Source organism: Bacillus sp. PK6-026 (genome assembly GCF_054161455.1).
This window is the reverse complement of record NZ_CP096418.1, coordinates 1,743,396-1,768,117: the sequence shown is the minus strand read 5'-3', so window position 1 is coordinate 1,768,117 and position 24,722 is coordinate 1,743,396. Positions and strand designations below refer to the sequence as shown.

28 protein-coding genes are annotated in these 24,722 nt (G+C 46.6%); all 28 read right to left on the bottom strand.

Going from position 1 to position 24,722, the window contains the following annotated elements:
• Positions 1 to 16: 16 nt before the first annotated feature.
• Positions 17 to 2,038 (bottom strand): chemotaxis protein CheA, encoded by a 2,022-nt coding sequence (locus M1D59_RS09015; RefSeq protein WP_023857200.1) that lies wholly within the window; start codon positions 2,036 to 2,038, stop codon positions 17 to 19.
• Positions 2,039 to 2,043: 5 nt separating this feature from the next.
• Complete coding sequence (locus tag M1D59_RS09010) at positions 2,044 to 3,117, bottom strand: protein-glutamate methylesterase/protein-glutamine glutaminase (protein WP_020451410.1); 1,074 nt, start codon at positions 3,115 to 3,117, stop codon at positions 2,044 to 2,046.
• On the bottom strand, positions 3,114 to 4,001 hold the full coding sequence (locus tag M1D59_RS09005) for a MinD/ParA family protein (RefSeq protein WP_020451409.1): 888 nt from the start codon (positions 3,999 to 4,001) through the stop codon (positions 3,114 to 3,116). The genes M1D59_RS09010 and M1D59_RS09005 overlap by 4 nt, the downstream gene beginning before the upstream one ends.
• Before the next feature lie 2 nt (positions 4,002 to 4,003).
• The gene (gene flhF, locus M1D59_RS09000; RefSeq protein WP_020451408.1) at positions 4,004 to 5,116 is read right to left on the bottom strand and encodes a flagellar biosynthesis protein FlhF; all 1,113 of its coding nucleotides are present in this window, start codon (positions 5,114 to 5,116) and stop codon (positions 4,004 to 4,006) included.
• Complete coding sequence (gene flhA, locus M1D59_RS08995) at positions 5,113 to 7,149, bottom strand: flagellar biosynthesis protein FlhA (protein ID WP_020451407.1); 2,037 nt, start codon at positions 7,147 to 7,149, stop codon at positions 5,113 to 5,115. The genes flhF and flhA overlap by 4 nt, the downstream gene beginning before the upstream one ends.
• A 33-nt stretch (positions 7,150 to 7,182) precedes the next feature.
• Positions 7,183 to 8,262, bottom strand: coding sequence for a flagellar biosynthesis protein FlhB (flhB, locus tag M1D59_RS08990; protein ID WP_020451406.1), 1,080 nt, complete (start codon positions 8,260 to 8,262; stop codon positions 7,183 to 7,185).
• Entirely contained in the window at positions 8,262 to 9,038 is a 777-nt protein-coding gene (gene fliR, locus M1D59_RS08985) for a flagellar biosynthetic protein FliR (protein ID WP_020451405.1), read from the bottom strand. Before fliR ends, flhB begins: the two co-directional genes overlap by 1 nt.
• Before the next feature lie 7 nt (positions 9,039 to 9,045).
• Positions 9,046 to 9,315 carry a flagellar biosynthesis protein FliQ gene (fliQ, locus tag M1D59_RS08980; protein ID WP_020451404.1) on the bottom strand — a complete coding sequence of 90 codons (270 nt, stop codon included), beginning with the start codon at positions 9,313 to 9,315 and terminating at the stop codon, positions 9,046 to 9,048.
• A gap of 15 nt (positions 9,316 to 9,330) precedes the next feature.
• Entirely contained in the window at positions 9,331 to 9,996 is a 666-nt protein-coding gene (gene fliP, locus M1D59_RS08975) for a flagellar type III secretion system pore protein FliP (protein ID WP_020451403.1), read from the bottom strand.
• Complete coding sequence (fliZ, locus tag M1D59_RS08970) at positions 9,989 to 10,663, bottom strand: flagella biosynthesis regulatory protein FliZ (protein ID WP_020451402.1); 675 nt, start codon at positions 10,661 to 10,663, stop codon at positions 9,989 to 9,991. The genes fliP and fliZ overlap by 8 nt, the downstream gene beginning before the upstream one ends.
• A gap of 12 nt (positions 10,664 to 10,675) precedes the next feature.
• Positions 10,676 to 11,038, bottom strand: a complete 363-nt coding sequence (locus M1D59_RS08965; protein WP_003181796.1) for a response regulator — start codon at positions 11,036 to 11,038, stop codon at positions 10,676 to 10,678.
• Positions 11,039 to 11,064: 26 nt separating this feature from the next.
• The gene (gene fliY, locus M1D59_RS08960) at positions 11,065 to 12,201 is read right to left on the bottom strand and encodes a flagellar motor switch phosphatase FliY (RefSeq protein ID WP_020451401.1); all 1,137 of its coding nucleotides are present in this window, start codon (positions 12,199 to 12,201) and stop codon (positions 11,065 to 11,067) included.
• On the bottom strand, positions 12,191 to 13,189 hold the full coding sequence (gene fliM / locus M1D59_RS08955) for a flagellar motor switch protein FliM (protein ID WP_020451400.1): 999 nt from the start codon (positions 13,187 to 13,189) through the stop codon (positions 12,191 to 12,193). The genes fliY and fliM overlap by 11 nt, the downstream gene beginning before the upstream one ends.
• A 35-nt stretch (positions 13,190 to 13,224) precedes the next feature.
• A complete protein-coding gene (gene fliL / locus M1D59_RS08950) occupies positions 13,225 to 13,656 on the bottom strand; it encodes a flagellar basal body-associated protein FliL (RefSeq protein WP_020451399.1) in 432 nt (143 codons plus the stop codon).
• Entirely contained in the window at positions 13,653 to 13,868 is a 216-nt protein-coding gene (locus tag M1D59_RS08945) for a flagellar FlbD family protein (protein ID WP_003181786.1), read from the bottom strand. Before M1D59_RS08945 ends, fliL begins: the two co-directional genes overlap by 4 nt.
• A gap of 42 nt (positions 13,869 to 13,910) precedes the next feature.
• On the bottom strand, positions 13,911 to 14,702 hold the full coding sequence (gene flgG / locus M1D59_RS08940; RefSeq protein WP_075752825.1) for a flagellar basal body rod protein FlgG: 792 nt from the start codon (positions 14,700 to 14,702) through the stop codon (positions 13,911 to 13,913).
• 27 nt (positions 14,703 to 14,729) lie between these two features.
• On the bottom strand, positions 14,730 to 15,197 hold the full coding sequence (gene flgD / locus M1D59_RS08935; RefSeq protein WP_144497632.1) for a flagellar hook assembly protein FlgD: 468 nt from the start codon (positions 15,195 to 15,197) through the stop codon (positions 14,730 to 14,732).
• Positions 15,197 to 16,579 carry a flagellar hook-length control protein FliK gene (locus M1D59_RS08930; protein WP_458117944.1) on the bottom strand — a complete coding sequence of 461 codons (1,383 nt, stop codon included), beginning with the start codon at positions 16,577 to 16,579 and terminating at the stop codon, positions 15,197 to 15,199. The genes flgD and M1D59_RS08930 overlap by 1 nt, the downstream gene beginning before the upstream one ends.
• A 1-nt stretch (position 16,580) precedes the next feature.
• Positions 16,581 to 17,195, bottom strand: coding sequence for a MotE family protein (locus M1D59_RS08925; protein ID WP_105978906.1), 615 nt, complete (start codon positions 17,193 to 17,195; stop codon positions 16,581 to 16,583).
• A gap of 13 nt (positions 17,196 to 17,208) precedes the next feature.
• A complete protein-coding gene (gene fliJ / locus M1D59_RS08920; protein ID WP_020451394.1) occupies positions 17,209 to 17,652 on the bottom strand; it encodes a flagellar export protein FliJ in 444 nt (147 codons plus the stop codon).
• A 2-nt stretch (positions 17,653 to 17,654) separates the two neighbouring features.
• Positions 17,655 to 18,968 (bottom strand): flagellar protein export ATPase FliI, encoded by a 1,314-nt coding sequence (gene fliI / locus M1D59_RS08915; protein ID WP_391509279.1) that lies wholly within the window; start codon positions 18,966 to 18,968, stop codon positions 17,655 to 17,657.
• Positions 18,968 to 19,735 (bottom strand): flagellar assembly protein FliH, encoded by a 768-nt coding sequence (gene fliH / locus M1D59_RS08910; protein WP_020451392.1) that lies wholly within the window; start codon positions 19,733 to 19,735, stop codon positions 18,968 to 18,970. The genes fliI and fliH overlap by 1 nt, the downstream gene beginning before the upstream one ends.
• Entirely contained in the window at positions 19,719 to 20,735 is a 1,017-nt protein-coding gene (fliG, locus tag M1D59_RS08905) for a flagellar motor switch protein FliG (RefSeq protein WP_020451391.1), read from the bottom strand. Before fliG ends, fliH begins: the two co-directional genes overlap by 17 nt.
• A gap of 13 nt (positions 20,736 to 20,748) precedes the next feature.
• Positions 20,749 to 22,350, bottom strand: a complete 1,602-nt coding sequence (gene fliF, locus M1D59_RS08900; RefSeq protein WP_020451390.1) for a flagellar basal-body MS-ring/collar protein FliF — start codon at positions 22,348 to 22,350, stop codon at positions 20,749 to 20,751.
• A 50-nt stretch (positions 22,351 to 22,400) separates the two neighbouring features.
• Positions 22,401 to 22,718, bottom strand: coding sequence for a flagellar hook-basal body complex protein FliE (fliE, locus tag M1D59_RS08895; RefSeq protein ID WP_020451389.1), 318 nt, complete (start codon positions 22,716 to 22,718; stop codon positions 22,401 to 22,403).
• Between the two features lie 13 nt (positions 22,719 to 22,731).
• Complete coding sequence (gene flgC, locus M1D59_RS08890; RefSeq protein ID WP_025811385.1) at positions 22,732 to 23,184, bottom strand: flagellar basal body rod protein FlgC; 453 nt, start codon at positions 23,182 to 23,184, stop codon at positions 22,732 to 22,734.
• A complete protein-coding gene (gene flgB, locus M1D59_RS08885; RefSeq protein WP_020451387.1) occupies positions 23,184 to 23,573 on the bottom strand; it encodes a flagellar basal body rod protein FlgB in 390 nt (129 codons plus the stop codon). Before flgB ends, flgC begins: the two co-directional genes overlap by 1 nt.
• A gap of 351 nt (positions 23,574 to 23,924) precedes the next feature.
• On the bottom strand, positions 23,925 to 24,704 hold the full coding sequence (gene codY, locus M1D59_RS08880) for a GTP-sensing pleiotropic transcriptional regulator CodY (protein ID WP_003181756.1): 780 nt from the start codon (positions 24,702 to 24,704) through the stop codon (positions 23,925 to 23,927).
• Positions 24,705 to 24,722: the final 18 nt, after the last annotated feature.

The following is a 24,722-nucleotide window of genomic DNA, read 5'->3' as shown; positions in this document are numbered from 1 at the left end:
GCTCTCCTTTCGCTTTCTATTTGATAAGGGCGTTGCAGTCGATGATCAGGGCTACTTGTCCGTCTCCCAAAATCGTTGCGCCGGAAATGGCAAAGACGTTTGTTAAATAATCGCCGAGTGATTTTAGTACGACTTCCTGCTGGCCGATAAAGGAGTCGACAACAAATGCCGTCAGCTTGTCTCCTTTTTTCACGACGATGGCGTGAAGCTGATCAAGATCATCCGAAGAATCCTCAACATTAAACTGTTCTTTCAGGTAAACCACCGGTACGATATGGCCCCTGAAATCGATCACTTCGCGGTCGTGCGTCTGAAGAATATCTTTCTTATCGATGACAGCCGTTTCTATAATAGAAGAAATCGGTATCGCAAACGTTTCGTTTTCAAGTTTGACTAGCAGCACGGATATGATCGACAGTGTAAGCGGAAGCTGAATGGAGAAAAGCGAACCTTCGCCTTCGCTCGACCTGATGCTGACAGAACCGCCCAAAGATTCCAGCTTGCTTTTGACAACGTCCAAGCCGACCCCGCGTCCTGAAATATCCGAGATTTGATCTGCGGTTGAGAATCCCGGTGCAAAAATGAGTGCGTCGATTTCATGATCTTCGATCGTTTCGGCGTCACGTTCGGTAATGACGTTGCGTTCAAGCGCTTTTTCAAGCACCTTTTTGCGGTTGATGCCGGCTCCGTCATCCTCGACCTCGATAAAGACGTGGTTCCCGCTGTGATATGCTTTCAGACGGACTTGACCCGTTTCAGGCTTACCATTTTTCACCCTGACTTCAGGCGCCTCGATCCCGTGATCAAGGCTGTTTCTCAAGAGGTGGACAAGCGGGTCGCCGATCTCATCTATTACCGTTCTGTCAAGCTCGGTTTCCGCCCCGAAAATCGACAGCTCGATCTTTTTATTTAATTCTTTTGTCAGCTGGCGGACCATGCGCGGGAAGCGGTTGAACACCGTTTCTACCGGAACCATTCTCATGTTGAGGATGATCGATTGCAGGTCGCCTGAAATTCTTGTCATCCGTTCGACGGTATCTGTTAATTCGCCGTGTTCAAGCTCTTTGGCGATCTGCTCTAAGCGCCCTCTGTCAATGACCAACTCCTCAAACAGGTTCATTAATGAATCGAGGCGGTCGATGTTGACGCGGATCGTCTTCGTTCCGCCGCCTGCTGCAGGTTTCGCCGCTTCTTTTTTGCCGTCCGGCTGCTTAGCCGGGGTTTTCTCCGCGTCTTTCGGTGCCGTTTCTTTTTCAGGCGCTGCAGGCGCGGCTTCTTCCTGTGCCGAAAAATCGTTTTTCAGCTCGGTTACTTCAATTTTTTCGATTTCAGATACGCCGTTGATTTTGTTGAAAATCTCTTCTTCCCCGTGTTTGCTTAAAAAGCACACGACGAATTCGGAATCAAAATCTTCCGACTCGAGAACTTCCGTTTCCGGAATCGTTTTGACGACTTCGCCGATTTCGTTCAGCTGTTCAAATACCATGTACACCCGAACTCCCTTCAACAGGCAGTCCTCTTTCAACGCAACATTGATTTCGTAACATTTAAAGCCTTGTTCCTCAGCTTCGGCGATGACCGTCCGCTGAAATTCGTCATAGGCCCATTTCGTTTCAGACGACGCCGCTTCAGGCGCTTCTGCCGATGCGGCCGCCTCCTTGTTTGCGCCTGTCACATCAAGCTTGGCGCAGACTTCTGAAACGTCTCTTTTGCCGTCGCCCCCTTCAATGATCGAAAGGACAATCGCTTCAAGGTCATCGAGCGCTTCAAACATGATGTCCATCCACTCTGACGTAATGGTCATTTCTTCATTTCGGATCGCGTCCAGCACGTTTTCCAGACTGTGCGTTAAATGAGCCATATCTTCATAGCCCATCGTAGCGCTCATCCCTTTCAAGGTATGAGCCGCTCTGAAAATATCATGGACAAGCTGCAGGTCTGTCGGATTTTTTTCGAGTTCGAGCAATTTTTCGTTACAGGTTTGCAAATGTTCTCTGCTTTCTTCAATAAAGACGTCTAAATATTGATTCATATCCATATGAGTCACGCCCTCTCTTTTTTCATATACGTCATAATGGCTGCGGCAATCTCATCAACATGCTTGATGTCGTTTGCAAGCCCGTTGTTAATGACCGATTTCGGCATTCCGAAAACGACGGACGACTCGGCTGCTTCGGCGATCACCGTTCCGCTTCCATGTTTCAAAAGGCCTTTTACGCCTTCTGTTCCGTCGCTTCCCATCCCCGTCATAATGACGGCGATTTTTTCAAACTCCCGAAGTGAGGCCAGGGAATGGAACAAATAGTCAACAGAAGGCTTGTGACGGCTCTCTGTGTCGCGGTCATCGAGCGTGATCACCAATTCGCCCTTTTCAAGGCCGACTGCCATGTTTTTCCCTCCGGGGGCAATGTAAACCCAGCCGTCTTTCGCTCTCTCACCGTTTTCAGCCTCCTTCACGGTTACTTCTGAGAGGTGGTTCAGCCTGTTCGCTAATGAGGCTGTAAACCCCTTTGGCATGTGCTGAACGACAAAAACAGGCGCCTTCAACGTTTTGGGAAGCTTGGGAAGCACTCTTTGCAGCGCTCTCGGTCCCCCTGTCGATGTACCGATGCAGATGAGCTGTTTTCCAGCCCGAACACGGACTGAATCGCTGCCGCTCACCGGCGGCCGCTTTGCCGTCTCGATGGCGGGTTTTGAAATTGGAACAGGCCGGCCTTTCAGTTTCACCCGCCCTGCTGTCAACACTTTCTCAATCAGCATGTCTCTTACTTTATATAAATCAATTGAAATTGAACCCGACGGCTTTGCGACGAAATCGATCGCCCCCAGCTCAAGACATTCGATCGTGATATCAGCCCCCTGCTGCGTCAGACTCGATACCATGACAACCGGAAGCGGATCGCTCGCCATGATCCTTTTCAATGTTTCTTTTCCGTTCATCACAGGCATTTCAATATCCAATGTGATCACATCCGGGCGGAGCTCCTTGATTTTTTGGAGCGCTTCCTCGCCGTTTCTTGCCGTTCCTGCTACAGCAATCTCGTGATTGGATGTTAAAAACTTGGTGATCATGTTTCTCATAAAAGCAGAGTCGTCAACGACAAGAACACGAATCATAATGTATTGCCCCTCCTCAGGAATGAAGATAATTTATCGATAAAGGACCGGTTTTCGCCTATTTCCGTTCTGCCGTTATCAAGCAGCGATTCTGCCAGCAGGTAAACCGCCCTGCTCGGCTTGGAACGCGGGTTCTTCATCAGAAACGGCTGCTGCTCCACAACGGCTCTTGGTACCAGGGGATCCTCAGGAATCGGCCCTGCATATGCAAGCTTTTGCTGTAAAAAAGCGTTTACCGTGTTGGAAAGGCGGAGAAAGGCGGAAATTCCGTCTTTTTGGGTTGTACAGCGATTGACAGCGACTTTCAGCTGAAGATCGCGTCCCGTTAATGCCAAATGCTTGATCGCGCTGTAAGCGTCCATAATGGATGTCGGCTCCGGCGTGGTGACGACCAGAATTTCATCCGCTGACAGGACGAATGGCAGCTGATCTTTTGACAGCCCCGCTCCCATATCAAATATGACATAATCGAAGCTTATCAAAGCCCGCGTTAATTCTTTCAGAAAGAACGCCCAGTTTTCCCCGTTCAATTCGAACATCGCATCCAGTCCCGTTCCGCCCGAAATGTATTGAAGGCCACGCGGACCGGCTGACAAGGCGCGCTCAAACGGTATTTTTTGCTGAAGGAGATCCATCACGGTGCAGAGCGATTGCCGGCCGATCAAAATATCGATGTTCCCCATTCCGACATCTAGATCGATCAACAGCACGCTCTTTCCTTTTTCTAAGAAGGCGAGAGCCGTATTCAGCGATATATTCGACTTCCCGACGCCTCCTTTTCCACTCATAACAGCGAGCGTTTTCGCTTTTGGATGAGCGACAGGGGCGGGCGGTTCGGCGAAGCGCTGCCCCATCCGCCTTCGTAAGCTTTCTGCCTGATCCATGTTCAACACCCCGTAAGCAGTCTGACAAATGATGCATTTGACAAGTAGCGGATATCTTCCGGAACATTTTGTCCGTTTGTCATATAGCCGAGGCCGATTCTCGATTCGGCGAGCAGATTCATGACGCTTCCCAATGAATCGGTTTCATCCACTTTTGTGAATATCAACTGATCGATCGGAATGCTTGAGAACTGCTTAATGAGCTCCTTCATATCCTCGTACTTGCTCGTCGCGGACATGACGAGAAACGCCTGTATCTTACGCTCAAACGGAATGATTTCCTTCAGCTCCCTGACATATTGCCCGTCTTTGAAATTCCGGCCCGCCGTATCGATGAAGACGTGGTCAAAATCGGCGAACTTTTGCTGGGCCGCTTTAAATTCTTCTTTCGTGTAGCACACCTCGAGCGGCGCATTCAGAAGCTCGGCATATGTCCTGAGCTGTTCAACCGCTGCAATCCGGTACGTATCCGTCGTGATAAAAGCGATTTTTTTCTGCTTTTCCAGCACGGAAGAAGCGGCAAGCTTTGCCAATGTCGTCGTTTTGCCGACTCCGGTCGATCCGAAGAGCACGACATATTGGGAATGAATCGCCACGTCCTGTTCCCGATTATCGGGAAGAAGATCGGCCAAAGCATCTGTTAAGTGGGCCAGCGCCTTTTCATCCGTCCATTCTTCGCCGTTTTTTAAAGAAGTGCTGATCAACCGGCCGAGCGCTTTCGTACGGATGGCCGGCGATACCCCTTGCTTTGCCAGAAGCTGGTCCGCCTTTTTCAGCGGCTCAGGCAGCACATCAACAGGCTGCTCATGATGCCGCATTTCCAGCAGTTCTTTCAGCTCTTTCACTTGGCTTGCCAAATCGAGGTGGTCCGGCTGCGGGACAGGCGAAGGGCTTTGTTCACGTAAAACTGGCTTTTGCCGCTCCGGTTTCCTCGCGTCGGAAAAGTCCTGGTCGACAACCGCAATCACTTCAACCCCGGCTTTTTTCACAAAGCCGAGAAATTTTCTCGTATGAATTTTTTTAGAATTCAAGATTACGGCGTCATTCCCGAGCTCTTGTATAATTTGCTTTGTGGCTTCCTGCATAGAACCAGCTACAAATTTTTTAATTTTCATTGAATATCCACCACTCCGATGCTTTGAACTTCTACATTGGCTTCCAGTTCGTTATAAGAAAGAACCGGCAGATCAGGGAAATAGCGCTCTAACAGCTGTTTGACATACATTCTGACAGGCGGTGAACATAGAAGGATCGGCACTTCCTGCCTTAATGAGAGCTGTTCGATTTCTCTTGCTACAGATTGAATGATATTTTCGGATAATGCAGGTTCAAGAGATAAAAAGTTGCCGTGTTCAGTCTGCTGAATTCCTTCCGCCACGGCCTTTTCGACACGGCCCGAACACGTCACCACTTTCAGCGTCTCATTTTCCTTCGCATATTGGGCGGTGATCTGCTTGGCAAGCGCCTGTCTTACATACTCGGTCAGCATATCTGAATCCGTCGTCAGCTTTCCGTAGTCGGCCAGTGTTTCAAAGATTGTCACCAAGTTCCTGATCGATACTTTTTCTTTCAGAAGTTTGGCCAGCACTTTCTGAATATCACCGACAGACAGCGGATTCGGCGAGACCTCTTCGACCAGTACAGGATAAGATTCTTTCAAGTGGTCGATCAGCTGTTTTGTTTCCTGTCTTCCGATCAGCTCATGGGCGTGCTTTTTCACCTGCTCTGTAATGTGGGTCGACACGACTGAAGCCGGATCGACAACCGTATATCCGAGCATTTCGGCCTGATCTTTCTGAGATTCCGGTATCCATTTTGCCGGGAGGCCGAAGGACGGTTCGATCGTGTCAATTCCTTCGATCTGATCGTCTTCGCCTGTCGGAGACATCGCCAAAAAGTGATCGAGGAGAAGCTCGCCTTTTGCGACTTCGTTTCCTTTAATTTTGAGCCTGTACTCGTTCGGCTGAAGAGCGATGTTATCCCTGATTCTGACGACCGGAATGACGAGACCGAGTTCAAGCGCAAGCTGACGCCTGATCATGACGATTCTGTCTAAAAGGTCGCCGCCTTGATTTGCATCTGCAAGCGGAATCAATCCGTAGCCGAATTCAAATTCGATCGGATCAATATCGAGCAGATGAACGACGCTTTCGGGACTTTTTAATTCGTCCACTTCAGCTTCTTCCTCAAGGATATCCTCCACTTTTTCCTTCTCTTCACCGGCTTTGGAGAGCGTATAGCCGCCGATGGCGAGAAGAAGAGCCAGAGGACCTGTCAGGAGAATGCCGATCGGTGTGAAAATCCCGAGCAGCAAAATCGTTCCCGCCGTCACATACAAAAGCTTTGGATAAGCAAACAGCTGGCCTGTAATATCGTGTCCGAGGTTCCCGTCCGACGCTGCTCTTGTGACGACGATACCCGTCGCCGTTGAGATCAAGAGCGCAGGCAGCTGAGATACGATCCCGTCGCCTACAGACAAGAGCGTAAAGTGTGAAGCGGCTTCCTGAATGCTCATTTGTTTTTGCAGCATGCCGATGACAATTCCGAAAAGGACGTTAATGAGGACGATGATGATCCCTGCGATCGCATCCCCTTTCACGAATTTGCTCGCACCGTCCATCGCGCCGTAGAAGTCGGCTTCACGGGCCACTTTCTCACGGCGCACTTTCGCTTCCTGTTCGGTCACCATTCCGGCGTTCAAATCGGCATCAATGCTCATCTGTTTCCCCGGCATGGCGTCGAGCGTGAATCTGGCAGCAACTTCAGAAACCCGTTCCGCCCCTTTCGTGATGACGATAAATTGGATAATGATCAAAATGATAAAGACAACGAGACCGACCAAAACGTTTCCGCCGACAACGAAAGACCCGAACGTCTCGACTACTTTTCCCGCATCTCCGTTGGACAGAATCGAACGTGTCGTCGATACATTCAGCCCGAGGCGGAACAGCGTCAAGAGGAGCAGCAAAGAAGGAAATATCGAAAATTGCAGCGGTTCTTGCATGTTCATTGTGGTGAGAAGCACGATTAACGCAAGAGAAATATTCACGATAATTAAAACGCTCAACAACCATGGTGGAAAGGGTATGATAAGCATTGCCACAATGAGGACAACGCCTGATAAAACTGATAAATCTCTTGCTGACATGCTGTTTCTCTCCTTTTAAAACTGAAAAATTCACTAGATTTTTTGCTTTGTTTTGTAAACATACGCCAGGATTTCGGCTACGGCCTTAAAGAATTCTTCCGGAACGGCCTGGTCGATCTCAACCTGGTCATAAAGCGCCCTCGCCAAAGGTCTGTTCTCGACTGTCATGACATCGTGTTCTTTGGCGATCTGCCTGATTTTCAGAGCCATCAGATCGACCCCTTTTGCGATGATAAACGGCGCATCCATTTTGTTTTCGTCATATTTCAGCGCGACGGCGTAATGGGTCGGGTTTGTGATGATGACATCCGCTTTTGGCACATCCTGCATCATGCGGCGCATCGCCATTTCCTTTTGCTTCTGCTTGATCTTCGACTTAATCAGAGGATCGCCTTCGGTTTTTTTGTATTCGTCTTTAATGTCCTGTTTTGACATGCGAATATTTTTTTCATAATCAAATTTTTGATAGAGGTAATCGAGCACCGCGAGAAAAATCAGGGCGACTGCAGCGGAAACCCCCATTAAAAAGGTGAGCCAGCCGACATATGACAAAGCCTCGCCCGCGGACAGCGCCGGGATTCTGAGAATTTTGTCAAAGTTCAGCCATAGAACGGCGAATGTCACGCCGCCGACAATCACGATTTTTAAAATCGATTTAAGCAGTTCAACGATCGCTCTGATGCTGTAAATCCGCTTGAATCCTTTAAGCGGGTCAAGCTTTTTCAAATCAGGCTTGATCGCTTCAGGGGAAAATAAAAACCCGACTTGCATATAGTTGCTCAAGACCCCGGAGACGACGGCTGTCAGCAAAAGCGGTGCCATAATGAAGCCCGATTCAAGCACAAGACTTTGAAACAGGCCGGGAATATTGGCGACTGACACCTTCATCGTGATCAACTCTTTGTAATACTTTTCGATCAGTGCGAGCAGGCGGTCTCTCATAAAAGGTCCGACGAATAAAAACGCTAAAAACACGATAAGAAGCGTAACCGCTGTATTGACATCTGCGCTTTTGGCAACCTGTCCTTTTTTTCTGCTTTCCCGCCGTTTTTTCGGCGTCGCTTTTTCCGTTTTTTCACCTGCGAAAAATTGCAAATCCAACGTCAGCTTCATCATGCCACCCCAAGCAAAGTTAATAGATCTCTCATTGTCCGAATGGCAAATTCGAAGACGTGCTGCATCATGCTGAACATAACGGCCATGCAGATGATGAGCATGATAAAGGTGATTGCGATTTTCAAAGGAAGCCCGACGACAAACACGTTGAGCTGCGGCACCGTTCTCGCCACAATCCCCAATGCCAGATCGACTAAAAACAAACAAGCCACAACAGGCGCAGACAATTGAAATGCTGTTATAAACATCGTGTTGAAGCTCTTTGCAATAAACTCGGCAAATCCTTCGCTTCCAAACGACAGCGCCATCTTATCGACCGGGATGTATTGATAGCTGTAATAAATCCCGTCAAGCAGGAGATGATGCGCATTCAGGCTCAGCATGAGGAGCAGCGCCAACGTATATAAAAACTGGCCGACAAGCGGGCTTTGCGCTCCTGTCTGGGGATCGATCACATTCGCCACCGCAAATCCCATTTGAAAATCGATGAATGATCCGGCGATTTGAACGGCCGAGATCATCATGTAGGCGATCAGCCCAAGCAGAAGCCCGATCAGCGCTTCCTTCATGGCCAACATCATGTAAACTCCGTCAACATCAAGCTGAGGAGGCTTTTCAATCGCCTGAAAACTGACGAGCGCAAGAAAAAATGCAAAACCTATTTTATGAACGGCAGGAATTGACCGATAAGAAAATAGAGGCACCGTTACATAGAATGCTGTGATTCTGACAAACACAAGTAAAAAGGCTGGAAATGATTCAATTATTGACATGTTAAAACTACCCTGCAAAACGGTTTAAATTAGAGAACAGCTCAGTCGCGAATGACAAAATCGTCGACAGCATCCACGGGCCGAAAATGACGAGTCCGACCAAAACGGCGACGATTTTCGGAATGAATGCAAGAGTCTGTTCCTGTATTTGGGTGGTTGCCTGAAAAACGCTGACGATCAGCCCGACGAGAAGAGCGAGCGCCAAAAGCGGCCCGCTGATAAGCAATGTAACGTATACAGCCCTTTCAGCCATCGATATAACAAATTCTGAATTCATGTATTAGCACCTACTCTAAAAGCTTTGCAGCAAAGATTTAACGATTAAATACCAGCCATCTACAAGCACAAACAGCAAAATCTTAAACGGCAGTGAAATCATGACCGGCGGAAGCATCATCATCCCCATCGACATCAAAACACTTGCCACAACCATATCGATAATCAGAAACGGTATAAATATCATAAATCCCATTTGAAACGCGGTTTTCAATTCCGAGATGACAAACGCGGGAACCATCGTTGAAAGCGGAATATCTTTAATGGATTCAGGCGTCTCCATCTTTGCGTAATTCATAAATAAAGCCAGATCCTTCTGTCTTGTATGCTTGCTCATAAAGGTTTTGATCGGGGTTTCCGCTTTTGTGTAAGCTTCATCCAAGGTGATTTTATTGTTCATTAACGGCGTCAGCGCTTCTTTATTAATCTCGGAAAAAGTCGGCCCCATAATGAAAAATGTCAGAAACAGTGCAAGTCCGATCAGCACCTGGTTTGGGGGCATTGACTGTGTTGCCAGCGATGTCCGGACAAAGGACAATACGATGACAACCCTTGTGAAACACGTCATCAGGATCAAGATCCCCGGAGCGATCGAAAATACTGTCAAAAGCAGCAAGAGCCGGACGCTGGCGCTGACGTTTGCCGCATCGCTTGAATTAAATAAATCCATAAACTCATTCATGTTGATTTTGGCCTTTCTTTCTGCCTTCTGCGCGATTTTGTTTCAGTTCCGCGAGCTGTGCTTTTAACGACTCGGAAAAAGATGCCGTGCCGCTTTGCTTTTGCACGCCTGGAACTTTGACTTGATCCATCCATTTCTGCCATTCAATCTTGCTGTTCATCGCAGCTTCATGCTGCGTGAGAATTTCTTTATATTCCCTTTCATCATCGATCTCTTTCAGCAGCTGGATATTATCGCCGACACCGACGACCAGCACCCTGTTCCCTACTTTAATCAGCTGTACGGACTTGTTTTGCCCGAGCGAAGTTCCGCCGATGTTTTCGACATACTGGAAGGGTTTTAACAGGCGGTTGCGTTTATTCATGAATTTGACCAAAGCGTAGATCAGAAAAATGACGAACAGTAACGCGCCGATCATTTTCACAAAATCAAATATGGAAACGGAAGGAGACGGGGGTTCGGCCTCCGCCTCTTCCTTAAGAGAACTTTTTTCCTCGGTTTTGTCTTTGTCTTTTGCTTTTTCTTTCTCTTTGCCCGCACCTTTTTGCTCAAACAGATGGTCAACGGTCTGATCCCCCGATTCCTCTGCGAGAGCCGGAGCGTACGGCAGCACGAGAAAGGCAAATAGACAAAGGCCGGCTATGAAAATAAGAGGTTTCTTAAACAAGTTGTACACCCTTTAGCTTAGCGTTTTATTGATCGCTTCCATGACGCGGTCAGCCTGGAACGGTTTGACGATAAAGTCTTTCGCTCCCGCCTGAATAGCGTCGATAACCATCGATTGCTGGCCCATTGCCGAACACATGATGATTTTTGCCTGCGGATCGATTTCCTTGATTTCTTTAAGAGCCGTGATTCCGTCTTTTTCCGGCATCGTGATATCCATTGTGACAAGATCAGGTGAATGCTCTTTATATTTTTCAACAGCCTGCGCTCCGTCTTGCGCTTCTGCGACGACTTCAAAGCCGTTTTTCACTAAAATGTCTTTAATCATCATTCTCATAAATGCTGCATCATCAACTACTAAAATCTTGTAAGCCATTATTAATCTCTCCAATCAATCTGTTATTATCGTAATTTGCTGATTCGTTCCGCCTGACTTAAAATGTCTGTCACCCTGACGCCAAAGTTTTCATCGATGACGACGACTTCGCCTTTGGCAACGACGCGCTGGTTGACCAGGATGTCGACAGGCTCGCCTGCGAGTTTGTCAAGCTCAATGATACTGCCGGTTGACAGTTCAAGCACCTCTTTGACGCTGCGGTTTGTCCTCCCCAGCTCGACTGTGACGGACAAAGGAATATCCATGAGCATGTCAAGGTTTTGAAGGTGCGGCTGCGCGTCAGTCTGAGGGGCAAAGGATTGAAACTCTGCCGGTGCCACCTGCACAGGCTCTGAAACTTTTGCCGTCCCTTGCCGTTTAGGCGCAGGCTCCTGTCTTTGTGTCTGAGCAGGTGCCGGACTCGGACTAGGCGCCGGGTTTTCCTGTACGGGCGGCTGCTTTACCTCTTCAGTCTGCACAGGCTCTTCTCCGCCGTCCTGATTCGTTAATTCATCGATCAGGTCTTTTGCAAAGGTCAGCGGATAAAGCTGCATAATATGCGAATCGATCAGTTCTCCGACTTTCAGTCTGAAAGATACTTTGACGAGCGGGTCCTCTTTCGGAATTTGCTCTGTTCCTTCCCCTTCATTCACATCAAGGAGGTCAACTTCCGGCGGAGAAATATCAATCTTCTTGCTGAAGACGGTGGACATCGACGTCGCTGCGGAACCCATCATTTGGTTCATCGCTTCCTGAACGGCGCTTAGATGAATTTCGCCAAGCGACGGATCTGCGTTCGTCCCGTCTCCACCCATCATCAAATCAGCGATGATCGCGGCATCTTCCTGCTTGATGACGAGAAGATTGTTTCCTGAAAAACCTTCCGTATAGCTCACACCGATTGAAACATACGGGTGCGGGAACTCATCATTTAAATGGCTTTTTTCAATCACCGAAACAGTCGGTGTTGTAATTTCGACTTTTTGATTCAATAAAGTGGACAAAGCTGTTGCAGAGCTCCCAAAGGAAATGTTTCCGATTTCCCCGATCGTATCCTGTTCCATCAGGGACAACCCTGATTCCGGCTGCTCTTGAGCCGTATCATCGCCGCCTTTAAGCAGCGCATCAATTTCATCCTGTGATAACCTATTGTTATTCTCCATATTCTTCACCTCTTATGTCGTGATCTAGAATTTGAATCGCAGTCTTTCGATTCATTCGGCCGGCTTGTGCTAGAAATTTCGGTTTATCTCCGACCAAAACAGTAAGAGGTTCTGCTACTGATTTGTCCAAAGTGATACAATCTCCAATTTCTAAATTTAAAAACTCTTCAATGGTTAATTCCGATGATCCGAGTTCTGCGACAATTGGAATTCGCGCCGTCATAATCCGCTTTTCTATCGACTTTGTTTCCTCCGGTTTTGGTTCAATTCTGTCTGATTGCATCCAGTAGTGAACGGAAAGCTTAGGAATGATCGGTTCCAGGACGACGTGCGGGATGCACAGGTTGATAACCCCGCTGATGTCTCCTATTTGCGTGTTCAGCGAAATGACAACGACCGTCTCATTCGGCGATACCATTTGCACAAACTGCGGATTCACTTCAAAATCGGACATTTCCGGCTCGATTTCCGTGATGGATTCCCACGCATCTTTATAATTCGAGAGGCAGCTTTCAAATAAATTGGACATGATTTTCGTCTCAATTTCCGTCATGCTGTCAATTTTGTTGTGGCTCGAACCGATCCCGCCCATCACCCGGTCCATCATCGTATAGGCGATGGTCGGGTTGATCTCCATCATGATTCTTCCTTCAAGAGGGCGAACCTCAAACAGATTGAGGATCGTCATATTCGGAATGGATCTGATGAATTCCTCATAAGGAACCTGATCAACCGAGCTGACCGAGATCTGGATATAGGTTCTCAGCTGAGCCGAGAAATAAGTCGTTAGCAGCCTTGCAAAGTTATCATGAATCCTTGTCAAGCTGCGGATCTGATCCTTTGAAAAGCGGAGCGCCCGTTTAAAGTCATAGACTTTTACTTTTTTAACGGACTCTTCTTTTTTCAGCTCGTCGGCGTCCATTTCACCGGTCGATATCGCTGAAAGCAGTGCATCGATTTCATTTTGGGAGAGTACTTCTCCTGCCATCTGTTTTCACCTCCATGGTTCTGTCATCTATGTTCCTACTGCAGATTAAAGGAGGTAATGTATACAGTTTTCACTTTTCCCTCTTTCATGTAGTTCGTGTTCAGCTTTTCTTTCAGCTGCTCTTTAAATTTTTCTTTTCCTTTTTGTCCTTCAAGATCATCTGCGTTCGTGTTTGCCAAAAGGGAGATGACTGAATCTTTAATTTGGAAATCCCGCTTTTCAAGCTCTTCTTTCGCTTCTTTCGAATCGGTTTCAAGCTTGATTGACAAACGGACCACATTGTCCGATTTCAAGTTTGTCGTGATTTCGGCGACTTCAACTGATGATTCGACCACTTCATCGATCGAAGGTTCTTTCGTTTGATCTTTTTCACTTGCGCTTCCCTTAATGACAAAGAACGCAGCGGTTCCTAACACAGCAATTGCCAGAATAATCGTCAGCATAATTCCTAGAAGTTTTTTATTCATTCAGATTCCTCAATTCTTTGGTCACAAGAAAGTATTTGGATTTTTTGATAGAATGACACGATTGTATCCACAACTGTATCTTCATCTTCTTTGACAACAAACTTTTTTCCGTTTGACAGCGTAATTGTCGTATCCGGAAAACATTCAATTTGCTCAATGAATAGCGCGTTCAGAATAAAAGGCTGTCCGTTTAATCGCGTAACTTTGATCATGTGTTATCAAGAGGCGCCTTTACGAGGGCGCCTCCTTCCCTCCTATCGCTTCAGATTGACGAGTTCCTGAAGAATTTCATCAGAGGTTGTAATGATTTTCGCATTGGACTGGAAACCGCGCTGCGCGATAATCATTTCGGAAAACTCTTCTGAAAGGTCGACGTTCGACATTTCAAGCGCACTCGTTTGAATCTTTCCTGAGCCGCCTTCTCCAGGCACGACGACTTGCGGAGCTCCAGAACTCAATGTTTCGCGGTAAAGGTTGTCTCCCGCTTTTGACAAGCCGGATGTGTTGCTGAATGTCGCAAGCGAGATTTGGCCGGCAGTCTGGTTCTCGTTGTTTTGATCGACATAAGACACGGTTCCGTCAGGTGCGATGCTGAAGCTTTGCGCGTCTTGCGGGATATTGATTCTTCCGTTGTTGGCCGTTAAGACGAACAGCCCATCAACAGTGACGAGGTCACCTTCATCAGAAAGGTAGAAGTTTCCGGATCTTGTGTAGTATTCTTCTTCTCCTGTTCCAACTCGGAAGTAGCCGTCTCCTGTAATGGTCATGTCAAGCTGGCGGCCTGTTGTTGAAGGCGCTGCGTTTGTGTGAATGATATCGATCGATCCGATCGTTGCACCGAGCCCGACCTGCTGGCCGTTGACAGAACCGCGATTTGCAGTAGACGACGACGCACCGGAAAGCTGTTGGCTGACAATATCTTTAAACGTAACCCGGCTTTTCTTATAGCCTGCCGTATTGACATTCGAAATGTTGTTTGCCACGACATCAAGCTTTGTCTGAAAGTTTTTCATGCCGCTGATTCCTGAATATAGTGAACGTAACATAATTATTCCTCCCTGAATTATCTGTTTTTATTTGTCAGAATGGCTTACCGCCGTCACATTCCACGGATTGACTTCGGTTCCATCGTCAAGGACAAGCAGATACTGTCCGTCTGAGCTTTTAACTGATTTGACGAGCGCCGTTTTCTCTTCGCTGTCTTCGCCTTCATAAGTAACTTCTTTTCCGATCCAGCTGACATACATCGTCATCGGGTCCTGAAGTCCGACAAACGTCGACATCGTTGAGTTTAGATTCGTTAGTTGCTCAAGGCTTGAAAAGGTCGCCATTTGCGCAATGAATTCACGGTCTTCCATCGGATTTAAGGGGTCTTGGTACTGCAGTTGTTTCATGAGCAGTTTCAAAAATTCATCCTTGCCAAGGTTGGAGCCGCTCCCTGCTTTCTCGGCTTTTTTTGCCTCGGACAAATAATTGGATGTCGTTGATTTTGTGTTTGTTGTCCCTATGGCAGTTCTTGTATCAATTGAAGTGTCAGGCATTAGATCTCCTCCTCGCTGTCCTGTGATCGAGTCTCGATAAGATCATCCAAAAACTCCTGAAAGCCCTCATTTTCCTGCTCTTTTTGCTGATCTTGCTTCGGCTGCTGCTGGTTTTTCTGTTCGTCCGCCAGCTGTCCGAAGGTCTGATCACCGTTTTGAAGCGGTACACCGAAGCGGTCAATTTGTACAGACATGTTGGGCAGCGCCTGTTTAAGATGCGCGAGATTGTGTTCGAGCAGCTCTTTAGCCGACTGGGTCGATGCGATGATTTTGCTCGAAAACATCCCGTGCTGTTTGACGAGTTTGATCGTGATAAAGCCAAGATTTTCAGGATTCAGGCGGATCGTGAAACTGCCTGTCGATCTGCCGAACGGTGTATACTTCATCTGTTTCCATGAGCTGAGAATTTGTTCTGAAAAGCTTTTCGGCTGAGCGGAAGATTCCTCTGCCGCCGAAGTTTGGAGACCCTGGATCAGCACTGCGCCTGTCCGATGATTGGCCAGTACAGAGGGTTGAATCGGCTGTTCCTTTTGGCCTTGCTTTCCTTCAGTTTGAATTTCCCTTCCGTTCAAAACAAAGGACAACGGCTTCTCAGAAAGAGAGACATCGGTTTTTTTGCTCATGAGCATTGCCTTTAGTTCGCTTTCCGCCATTTTCCACTCTTTTTGATCCGGTTCAGCGTTTGCGTTCATCATCTGCTCCATTACACTTTTCAAGCTTTTCAGCTCGGCGTTTGACATGGACAAAAGCTGCGACTCACCCGGATCTTTTGTGAAAAATTGGCGTTTAAGTTCATCAATCAGCCCTTCTGTTCCCGCCTTTGTCTGAAAAGCGGCGAGAAATTCCGGCGCTTGTTTCAATATTTCTGCGATTTGTGAAGTTTTGAGTGCCGGTTGATTTTCATTTACGATCACAGCGAGCAGCTGCTGAATCTGACCAAGAATTTGCAGGTCAGTCAGTTTCGGCTCTTCTGTCCCGCTTTCGTCAGCAGGCACAGCTTCAATAGCATCAGCTGTTTTGCCTGATTGTCCAGGCAGAGCGGCATTTTCAAGCAGCTCTTTTATTTGCTGTAACAGCTGTTCTGCCAATGCGAGTTCATCCGGAGATGGATTCAGCTCTTCAACATGCTGGAGGGAATTCAACCAGTCTTCATTGAAGGAGCCGCCTTCATTATTTAAAAGCCATTGCTTCAGTTCATGCAAAAGCCCTTCCAATGACGTGTCCTGAGAAGGTTCTTCTCCCTTTTGAAAAGGGGAAAGTGAGCTGTTTTCCTTTTGGAGCACATTTTGAAAGAGTCCGCCCAGAGGCGTCCTGCTCGTTTTTGCAGTTGCGGTATCCGCCGCAGGCTTGGCATCAAAAGAGATTGCGTCAAAAAGCCTCAAGCTATTCCCCCCCTTCTTTTTTCTTGTCATTTTTCGCTTCGTTTTTCACAAGCTTTTCTGTGAATACAGCCGCTTTATCAGGAGACATTTTGGAGAGGATCTCAGTCACTTTCTTTTTGCTTAAAGAATCTAAAATGTTGATTGCCTCTTCTTCTTTTAATTCGCTTAAAATTTTTGCAGCTTTATTGCTTTGCATGCTTTCATAAATTTTGACGACTTTTTTTCCGTCTCCTTGACCTTCGGTGTTCTTTTCTTTCTGCTCTTTTTCATCTTTTTCCGTTTTTTCGAACGAGCTGATTTTTTGTTTCAGCCTTTTAATCTCTTGATCACTCGTTTTCAAGTCACTCGTCAGCGTTTCGATTTCGCTTTTTTGTTCATCGATCGTCTTTTGGAGCTTTTCTGCTTTGTTCTCCTGCTGCTTTGCTGCGTGATCTTTGTCCTGATCCTCGCCGTTTTTCACAAGCTCTTTAACAACGGGGATTTTGGAGGCTGCATCCTGGAAATTGACGCCCAAAAGCCACATGCCGACAAACGCTGCAACGATTAAAAAGATCAGCGGAATGACGATGACAAACAAAAATGTCTGAAATTTACCGGCTTTTTTTTCTTCGGTCATCGTTTTTCTACCCCTAGCTTCCTTGAGTTATGTACTGGGCAATGGAGATATCGTCCATTTCCTTTAACTCATTTGCTTTGTTTTGCAGCGAATACATTTCAAACTGCTTTTCTTTCATTTTTTCAAATTTTTTCAGCTCGATATTTTTTTCCGTCAGATCGTGCTGTTTTTCATTCATTTCATTTCTCTTCATCATGACGAGCTTTTGATAATGGTAGATAGTCGTTTCAAGATTTGTGACAAATTGCTGATAATGCCGCATTTCCTGAACGCTCATTCCTGTCTGCATCTTGATTTCCTTGTTTTTTTCTAGCGTTTCTTTTTGGTTCATGCTTTCATACAGCTTTTCCGCGACCTTTTCGAATTCGGAAACTGAGTGCTGATATTCAGCGAACGATTGGTCTTTTTCATTTTCTTTAAGCTCGAGGAGCTTTTGAAATTTAAATGAATAAGCCATTCTTAATCCTCTCTTCCTGTAAGACTCTTTAATAAAGAAATGCTCTCTTCCAGCGACGCCGCTTCATCCACTTCCTGCTTGAGGAAGCTGATCAGCTTAGGGTGGAATTGTATGGCCTCATCAATTTCTCTGGAAGACCCTTTTTTATAGGCTCCTATGTTAATCAGGTCCTCTGAGTTTTGATAGGTTGACAGCATTTCCCTGAACCGGTTCGCTGCTCTTATATGATCTTTCCCGGCGATGTTTGACATCACCCTGCTGATGCTTTTTAAAATGTTGACTGCCGGAAACTGGCCTTTATTCGCAAGGCTCCGGTCAAGAACGATATGACCGTCCAAGATTCCCCTGACAGTATCGGCGATCGGTTCATTCATATCATCACCGTCGACAAGAACCGTATAGAAAGCAGTTATTGACCCGTTTTCCGTCGTTCCTGTTCGTTCTAAGAGCTTAGGTAAAATAGCGAACACTGAGGGTGTATAACCTTTCGTCGTCGGCGGTTCGCCCGTCGCCAGGCCGATTTCCCTCTGAGCCATGGCAACCCTTGTCACCGAGTCCATCATGAACATCACGTTTTGTCCTTTGTCGCGGAAGTACTCGGCAATCGCTGTTGCTGTATAGGCCGCTTTCAGCCGCATCAATGCCGGCTGGTCCGAAGTAGCCACTACAACGATCGTGCGCTTCAGCCCTTCTTCGCCGAGATCTTTCTCAATGAACTCTCTGACTTCGCGGCCCCGCTCTCCGACAAGAGCGATGACATTCAAGTCTGCGGCCGTCTCTCTTGCTATCATGCCCATGAGCGTGCTTTTTCCGACGCCGCTTCCGGCGAATATCCCAACACGTTGTCCTTTTCCGACGGTCAGCAGACTGTCGATTGATCTGACGCCGACCGCCATTTTTTCTCTGATTGGCGGCCTTTTCATCGGATTAGGCGGCGCCTGTTCTGTCGAAACTTGAGCCAAACCTTTCGGAAGCGCGCTGCCGTTGAGCGGATTGCCGAATGCATCGACAACTTGCCCGATCAAGCCGGAGCCGACTTTGACTCTGAGCGATTCTCCCGTCGCTTCGACAATGCTGCCGGGTGCAATATTGGCCGCTTCCAAATATGGCATGAGAAGAATATTTTGGTCTTTGAAGCCGACGACCTCAGCTTTGATGGCCTTTGGCCCGTCACCTTTTGTATAGATTTTGCAGACATCGCCGATTGAGCATTCAGGTCCTTTGGATTCAATCATCAGGCCGACCGCTTGTTTGACTTTTCCGTAACGTTTGTAGGAGTCTGCGGTTTCTATACATTCAAGCAGCTGCTCAAGCATCACTGGACAACACCTGCCGTTTCAAGCAGGCTGAGCAGTTTTTGTTTCAGCTGCTGTAATTGAGTGTCGATTCCTGCATCAATTCTTCCGAAAGCCGTTTCAACATAGCACGTTCCCTTTGGCGCTTTTTCATCGGCGTATATCGCGAGATGGGCGCCATATTGGAGGAGCTGCTCAAGTTCGTTTTTGTGGCTTTGAACCTCTGTGTAATACTCCGGATCCACATAGACGGCAATGTCATCGAACTCCTTCATTTCGGACAGCACCTGTTTGACGAGGGCTGAAAAAGCTTCTTTGTCGTCAGCCTTTTGATTCCAAACTTTTTTAGCCAGCGACACGGCAAGTTCGACAATTTCTTCGGAAGATTGTTCGATTTTTTCTTCATAGTCACGCCTCGCCGCTCCGACGATGGCGTTGGCTTCATCCAAATAGGATTGATAAGTGCTTTGGGCCTCGGCCTTTCCCTGTTCAAACCCCGCTTGAAAGCCTTCTTGTTTCGCCTGGTCTATCAGCGCTTCGCGTTCTGTTTCCCAGCTTATCCTTTCCTCTTCGATTTGCCGTCTGACCTGTTCGAGTTCAGCGTTCGCTTTTTCGTATATTTTCCCTGCTTCCTGTCTGGCATGATCGAGGAGGAATTCCGGATCCTGTCCGGTATCAAGTTCAGTTTCTGTTTCAGGAAGTTTGACTTCCTTTAATGAAATCGTCCGCCTTTCTTTTGGCGGTATTGATGATAATCGCTGTTTAATAATGTTAGACAATGATATCATCTCCTCCGCCTCTGGCGATTACGATCTCACCTGCTTCTTCAAGTCTTCGGATGACGCTTACGATTCTGGATTGAGCTTCTTCTACGTCACGCAGACGCACAGGGCCCATGAATTCCATTTCTTCTTTAAATGTTTCAGCCATACGCTGCGACATATTGCTGAAGACGATGTCTTTGACCTCTTCGCTGGCCACTTTGAGGGAGAGAAGCAGATCGTCGTTTTCCACATCGCGGATAACCCTTTGAATGGCGCGGTTATCAAGCGTAACGATATCTTCAAAGACGAACATCCGCTTTTTAATCTCGTCGGCAAGCTCAGGATCCTGGATTTCAAGGGAGTCAAGGATCGTTTTCTCTGTACCTCTGTCAACTCCGTTCAACACTTCGACAACGGCTTCAATGCCGCCGGTCTGCGTGTAGTCCTGAGTGAATGTGGAGGATAGCTTTTGCTCCAGAATCTGTTCGACTTCATTGATGATTTCCGGCGACGTCCTGTCCATGACAGCGATCCGTCTTGCAACCTCTGCCTGCACATCCTGATTTAGTTCTGATAATATCTGACCGGATTGCACGGGATCGAGATAAGACAGAATCAATGCGATCGTCTGCGGATGTTCATGCTGGATAAAGTTCAGAATCTGCTCGGGATCCGCTTTTCTGGCAAAATCGAACGGTCTGACTTGAAGAGACGATGTCAACCTGTTGATAATGCTGGCGGCTTTGTCTTCGCCGAGCGCTTTGTCAAGCACCTGCTTGGCGTAGTGAATGCCGCCTTGTGATATATATTCTTGAGCAATAGCCGTTTCATGAAATTCCTGAATAATTTCATCTTTTTTCTCTGGTGATACAGCTCTGACATTTGATATTTCAAGCGTCAGCCTTTCGATTTCTTCATCTGTTAAATGCTTGTAAACGGAAGCTGACACATCAAGCCCTAAGGATATCATGAGAATGGCCGCTTTTTGTTTGCCTGTAAGCCTATCTTGTTTCATTTTTGCCATTTCAATACTCCTCCTAATCCTCGGTCAGCCAGCTGCGCAACAATTTGGCGAATTCTTCAGGCTTATCTTTCGCCATTTTTTCAAGCTGTTTTCGTCTGACAGTTTCTTCCGTCTCTTTTTCATTGTTCACATCAGCAACACGAATCGGTTCCTGAGGCGTTTCATACCATTCTTCCTCGTATTCGTCATCTCTATTTTTACGTCTTCTGACAAGCCAGATGATGAGGCCGATTACAGCAACAAGCGCTGCTCCGCCTGCGATGTAAATCCACATCGGTATACCGCCTGTTTCCGTTCCTTCATCGATTGTCTGCTTGCCGTCGAACGATTGGACAGAAACAACGATTTTATTTTCAATATCCTCATCTGTCAGCGGCTCTTCTTCATACTTCTTGTCGATCGATGTTTTCACAATGGTTGAGAGGATTTTTTTAATATCATCTTCTCTTTCAGCAGGCAGTGACTGCGGGTTCTTCGCATCAGGCGGTTCAACCATGACCTGGACGCCCAGATCTCTGATTTTGTACGGACTTTCGGCGATTTCTTTATGAATTTTGTTGACTTCATTGTTGATTCGTTCTTCGCTTTTTTCGTAGTCTCCGTTGCCTGTTCCGCCTTCTGTCTCCGCATAGTTTGTTACATCGTTTTCACCTGTTCCGTTGACGCCTCCAGCTTGCGCTCCCTGTCCGGAATACGTTTCACTGACGCGCTCTGCGCTGACCGTGATCCCTTCCATATTTTCTTTGTCGACAGGTTCAACCAGATCTTCCGTCCTGTTTTCTTTTGTGAAGTCGATGTCGGATGTGACGGATACAACTACTTTATCCTGTCCCATCATCGTGCCGAGCATGGTTTGAATTTGTCTCTGCAGGTCCTTTTCGATCTGAGCTTTGACTTGCCTTTGTGAAGAGTAGCTGTCAGCGTATGAACCTGAATCTTTGCCGGTTTGATCGTAATACGTGGAGTTTTGATCCATGATCACGATGTTTTCCGGATCAAGGTTCGGCACGCTTTTCGATACGAGATGATAAAGGCCGTTGATTTCATTTTGATCAAGCGTGTGGCCGGGCTTCACCTGAAGAACAATCGAAGCGGATGCTTCCGGCTTTTCCTCTCCGACAAAGACGGATTCCTTCGGCAGGTTAATCATGACCTTTGAATCTTTAATCCCGTCTATTCCTTTGATGAGGTTGGAAAGCTCGGTTTGCGTTGCTTTCACTTTCAATACGTCAAATTCGTTGTCCGTCATACCGAAACCGGCATTTTGACCAAAGAACGAATAATCGATGCTTCCGCTTTTCGGAAGACCCTCTGCCGCAAGATCGACTTTCAGCCCGTCGACTTTTTCTTCCGGAACTTTAATGACTGAACCGTCAGCTGCAACCTCAGATGGAACACCTTTTTCATCGAGCACTTTTTTGATTTGGCCGGTTTCTTCAGCTGACAAGTCTTTATAGAGCGGCACCATTTTATTCGACGAAGCAACAATTCCAATGATGATTGACAGGATCACTGCCAGAGCGACGATGCCGATCATCAAAAACTTCTGCAGCTTTGATCTGTTTTTCCAAAAATCTGTTATTTTCGTTTTGATTTGCAATAAAGTACGATTCATCTTACTCCCCCGGTAGTTACACTAATTCTCTTCGCTTTCAGACTCCTTTCTTACATTTGCATTCTCATGATTTCCTGATAAGCTTCAACCGCTTTGTTGCGGAATTCCGTCGCAGCCGTCAATGTAATATTTGCCTTCTGGGCTGCAACCATCACTTCATCAAGGTTGACATCCTGACCGAGAGCAAGCGCGTTTGTCAGTTTATCAGATTCATTTTGAGATTGATTCAAAGCATTGATAGAATCTTTCAGCACGTTGGAAAAGCTGACTTGGTTCTCTGAACCGTCCTGCTTGTTCGTGATCTGATTTGTTGCATTCGTTCCCGCCTGCACGGGTTGAATTCCAAATGGAGAGATTCCATTAACCATTCGTGTCATCACCCTACTTTCCGATTTCTAGTGCTTTCATCAGCATTCCTTTTGTCGCGTTCATCGCTGTGACATTCGCTTCATATGACCTTGTGCTGCCCATTAAATCAACCATCTCTTTTAGCGGATCGACATTCGGCATCTGCACGTATCCGTCTTCGTTTGCGTCGGGATGCGTCGGATCATAAACGAGTTTAAACGGTGTTTTGTCTTCGGTGATCTTGGTCACCTTTACCCCTTCACCGACTCTCGCCGATGCATTCATCGATGATTGGAGCACGGATGAAAAAGATTCGCCTTTCGGAGCCGTCGATACAAGCTTTCTCCTATACGGCTGCCACTGTCCGTCGACCAGCTTCGCTCTTGTTGTGTCCATGTTTGCCAGGTTGGAAGAAACGGTATCCATTCTGACTCTCTGTGCAGTCAACGCCGAAGCTGAGATGTTGATGCTATTGAATACCCCCATTATTTACCTCCTGTAATCGCGGTCCGCAGTGAGTTGAATTTGCCGCTTATTCTTTCAACCAGCGCTTGATACTGGATTTGATTTTTCGCCATTTCACTCATTTCCTGATCAACGTCCACGTTGTTCCCGTTTTCCTGATAACTTGTATTCTTTCTCGACACAACTGAATAATTTGACTCATTCCCTTTGAAGTCAATGTGTCTATAGTCTGTTTTTATAGCGTTAATTCGGGAGGACTCCTCATTCAGCACATTTTTGAAGGATACTTTTTTCGCCTTGTAGTTCGGTGTGTCTACATTGGCCAGATTGTTCGTTATGACTTTTTGCTTAATGTTCGCTTGATTCAAGGCTCCCTCTAGTCTATGTATTGTTCCTGAAAATATATCCATCGCCAAATACCTCCAATCTTTTTCCATCTGTCTCAAAATCTTGTCGAGAATTGTAAAAACCATAAGCCTATTGTAAGGAATAATAGGCTTAAAGTCTATGATCTGGACGCAAAAAAAAATCGTAATAAATATCTATTTTATGAATAGGTATTTCGACCTAGATTATAAGAACTATGTAATGTTACGTTTGTTAAAGTTTCAAAACATTATGTTAGTATATTTTTTATTCAAGCAACGCATTGATTCAGCACCGCATTTTAGTTGTTTTTGATATGAAAAAATTACGATAATATAGTTTAAAACGTGAAATAAAAAAAGCCGCAGAACGGCATGTTCTGCGGCTTTCATCTTTTAATGAGACTTTAGTTTTTCTAATTCCATTAAAAATTTGTTGTTCAGGACTTTAATGTATGTGCCTTTCATCCCTAATGACCTTGATTCAATGACACCGGCGCTTTCAAGTTTGCGCAGCGCATTGACAATGACCGAGCGGGTGATGCCGACGCGGTCTGCAATTTTACTTGCGACAAGCAGACCTTCATTTCCGTCAAGCTCTTCAAAAATATGTTCAATTGCTTCAAGCTCGCTGTAAGATAATGAACTGATCGCCATTTGAACGACCGCTTTGCTGCGTGCTTCCTCTTCGATCTCTTCAGCTTTCTCTCTGAGAATTTCCATTCCTACGACCGTTGCGCCATATTCGGCAAGGATCAGATCGTCATCCTCGAATTTCTCCTGAAGGCGGGACAGAATCAAGGTGCCGAGTCTTTCGCCTCCTCCGATGATCGGAACGACTGTGGTCAGACCCGCTTGGAACAAATCGCGGTTTTCCACAGGGAAAGCCGTATATTCGCTGTTAATGTCAAGGTTGGATGAAGTTTCCGGAATGTTGAACAGACTTTTTGTATAGTCTTCAGGAAACTGGCGCTCTTCAAGCATTTTTTTCATCCGGTCATTTTCGATCTGCTGGTTGATCGAGAAACCGAGAAGCTTTCCTCTGCGGCTGACGACGAAAATGTTCGAATCAATCACATCGCGAAGCGTTTCGGCCATTTCTTTAAAATTAACCGGCTTCCCTGCCGCATTTTGCAGCATTGCATTAATCTTTCTTGTTTTTTGTAATAAAGCCATAATAAATTGATCCTCCTA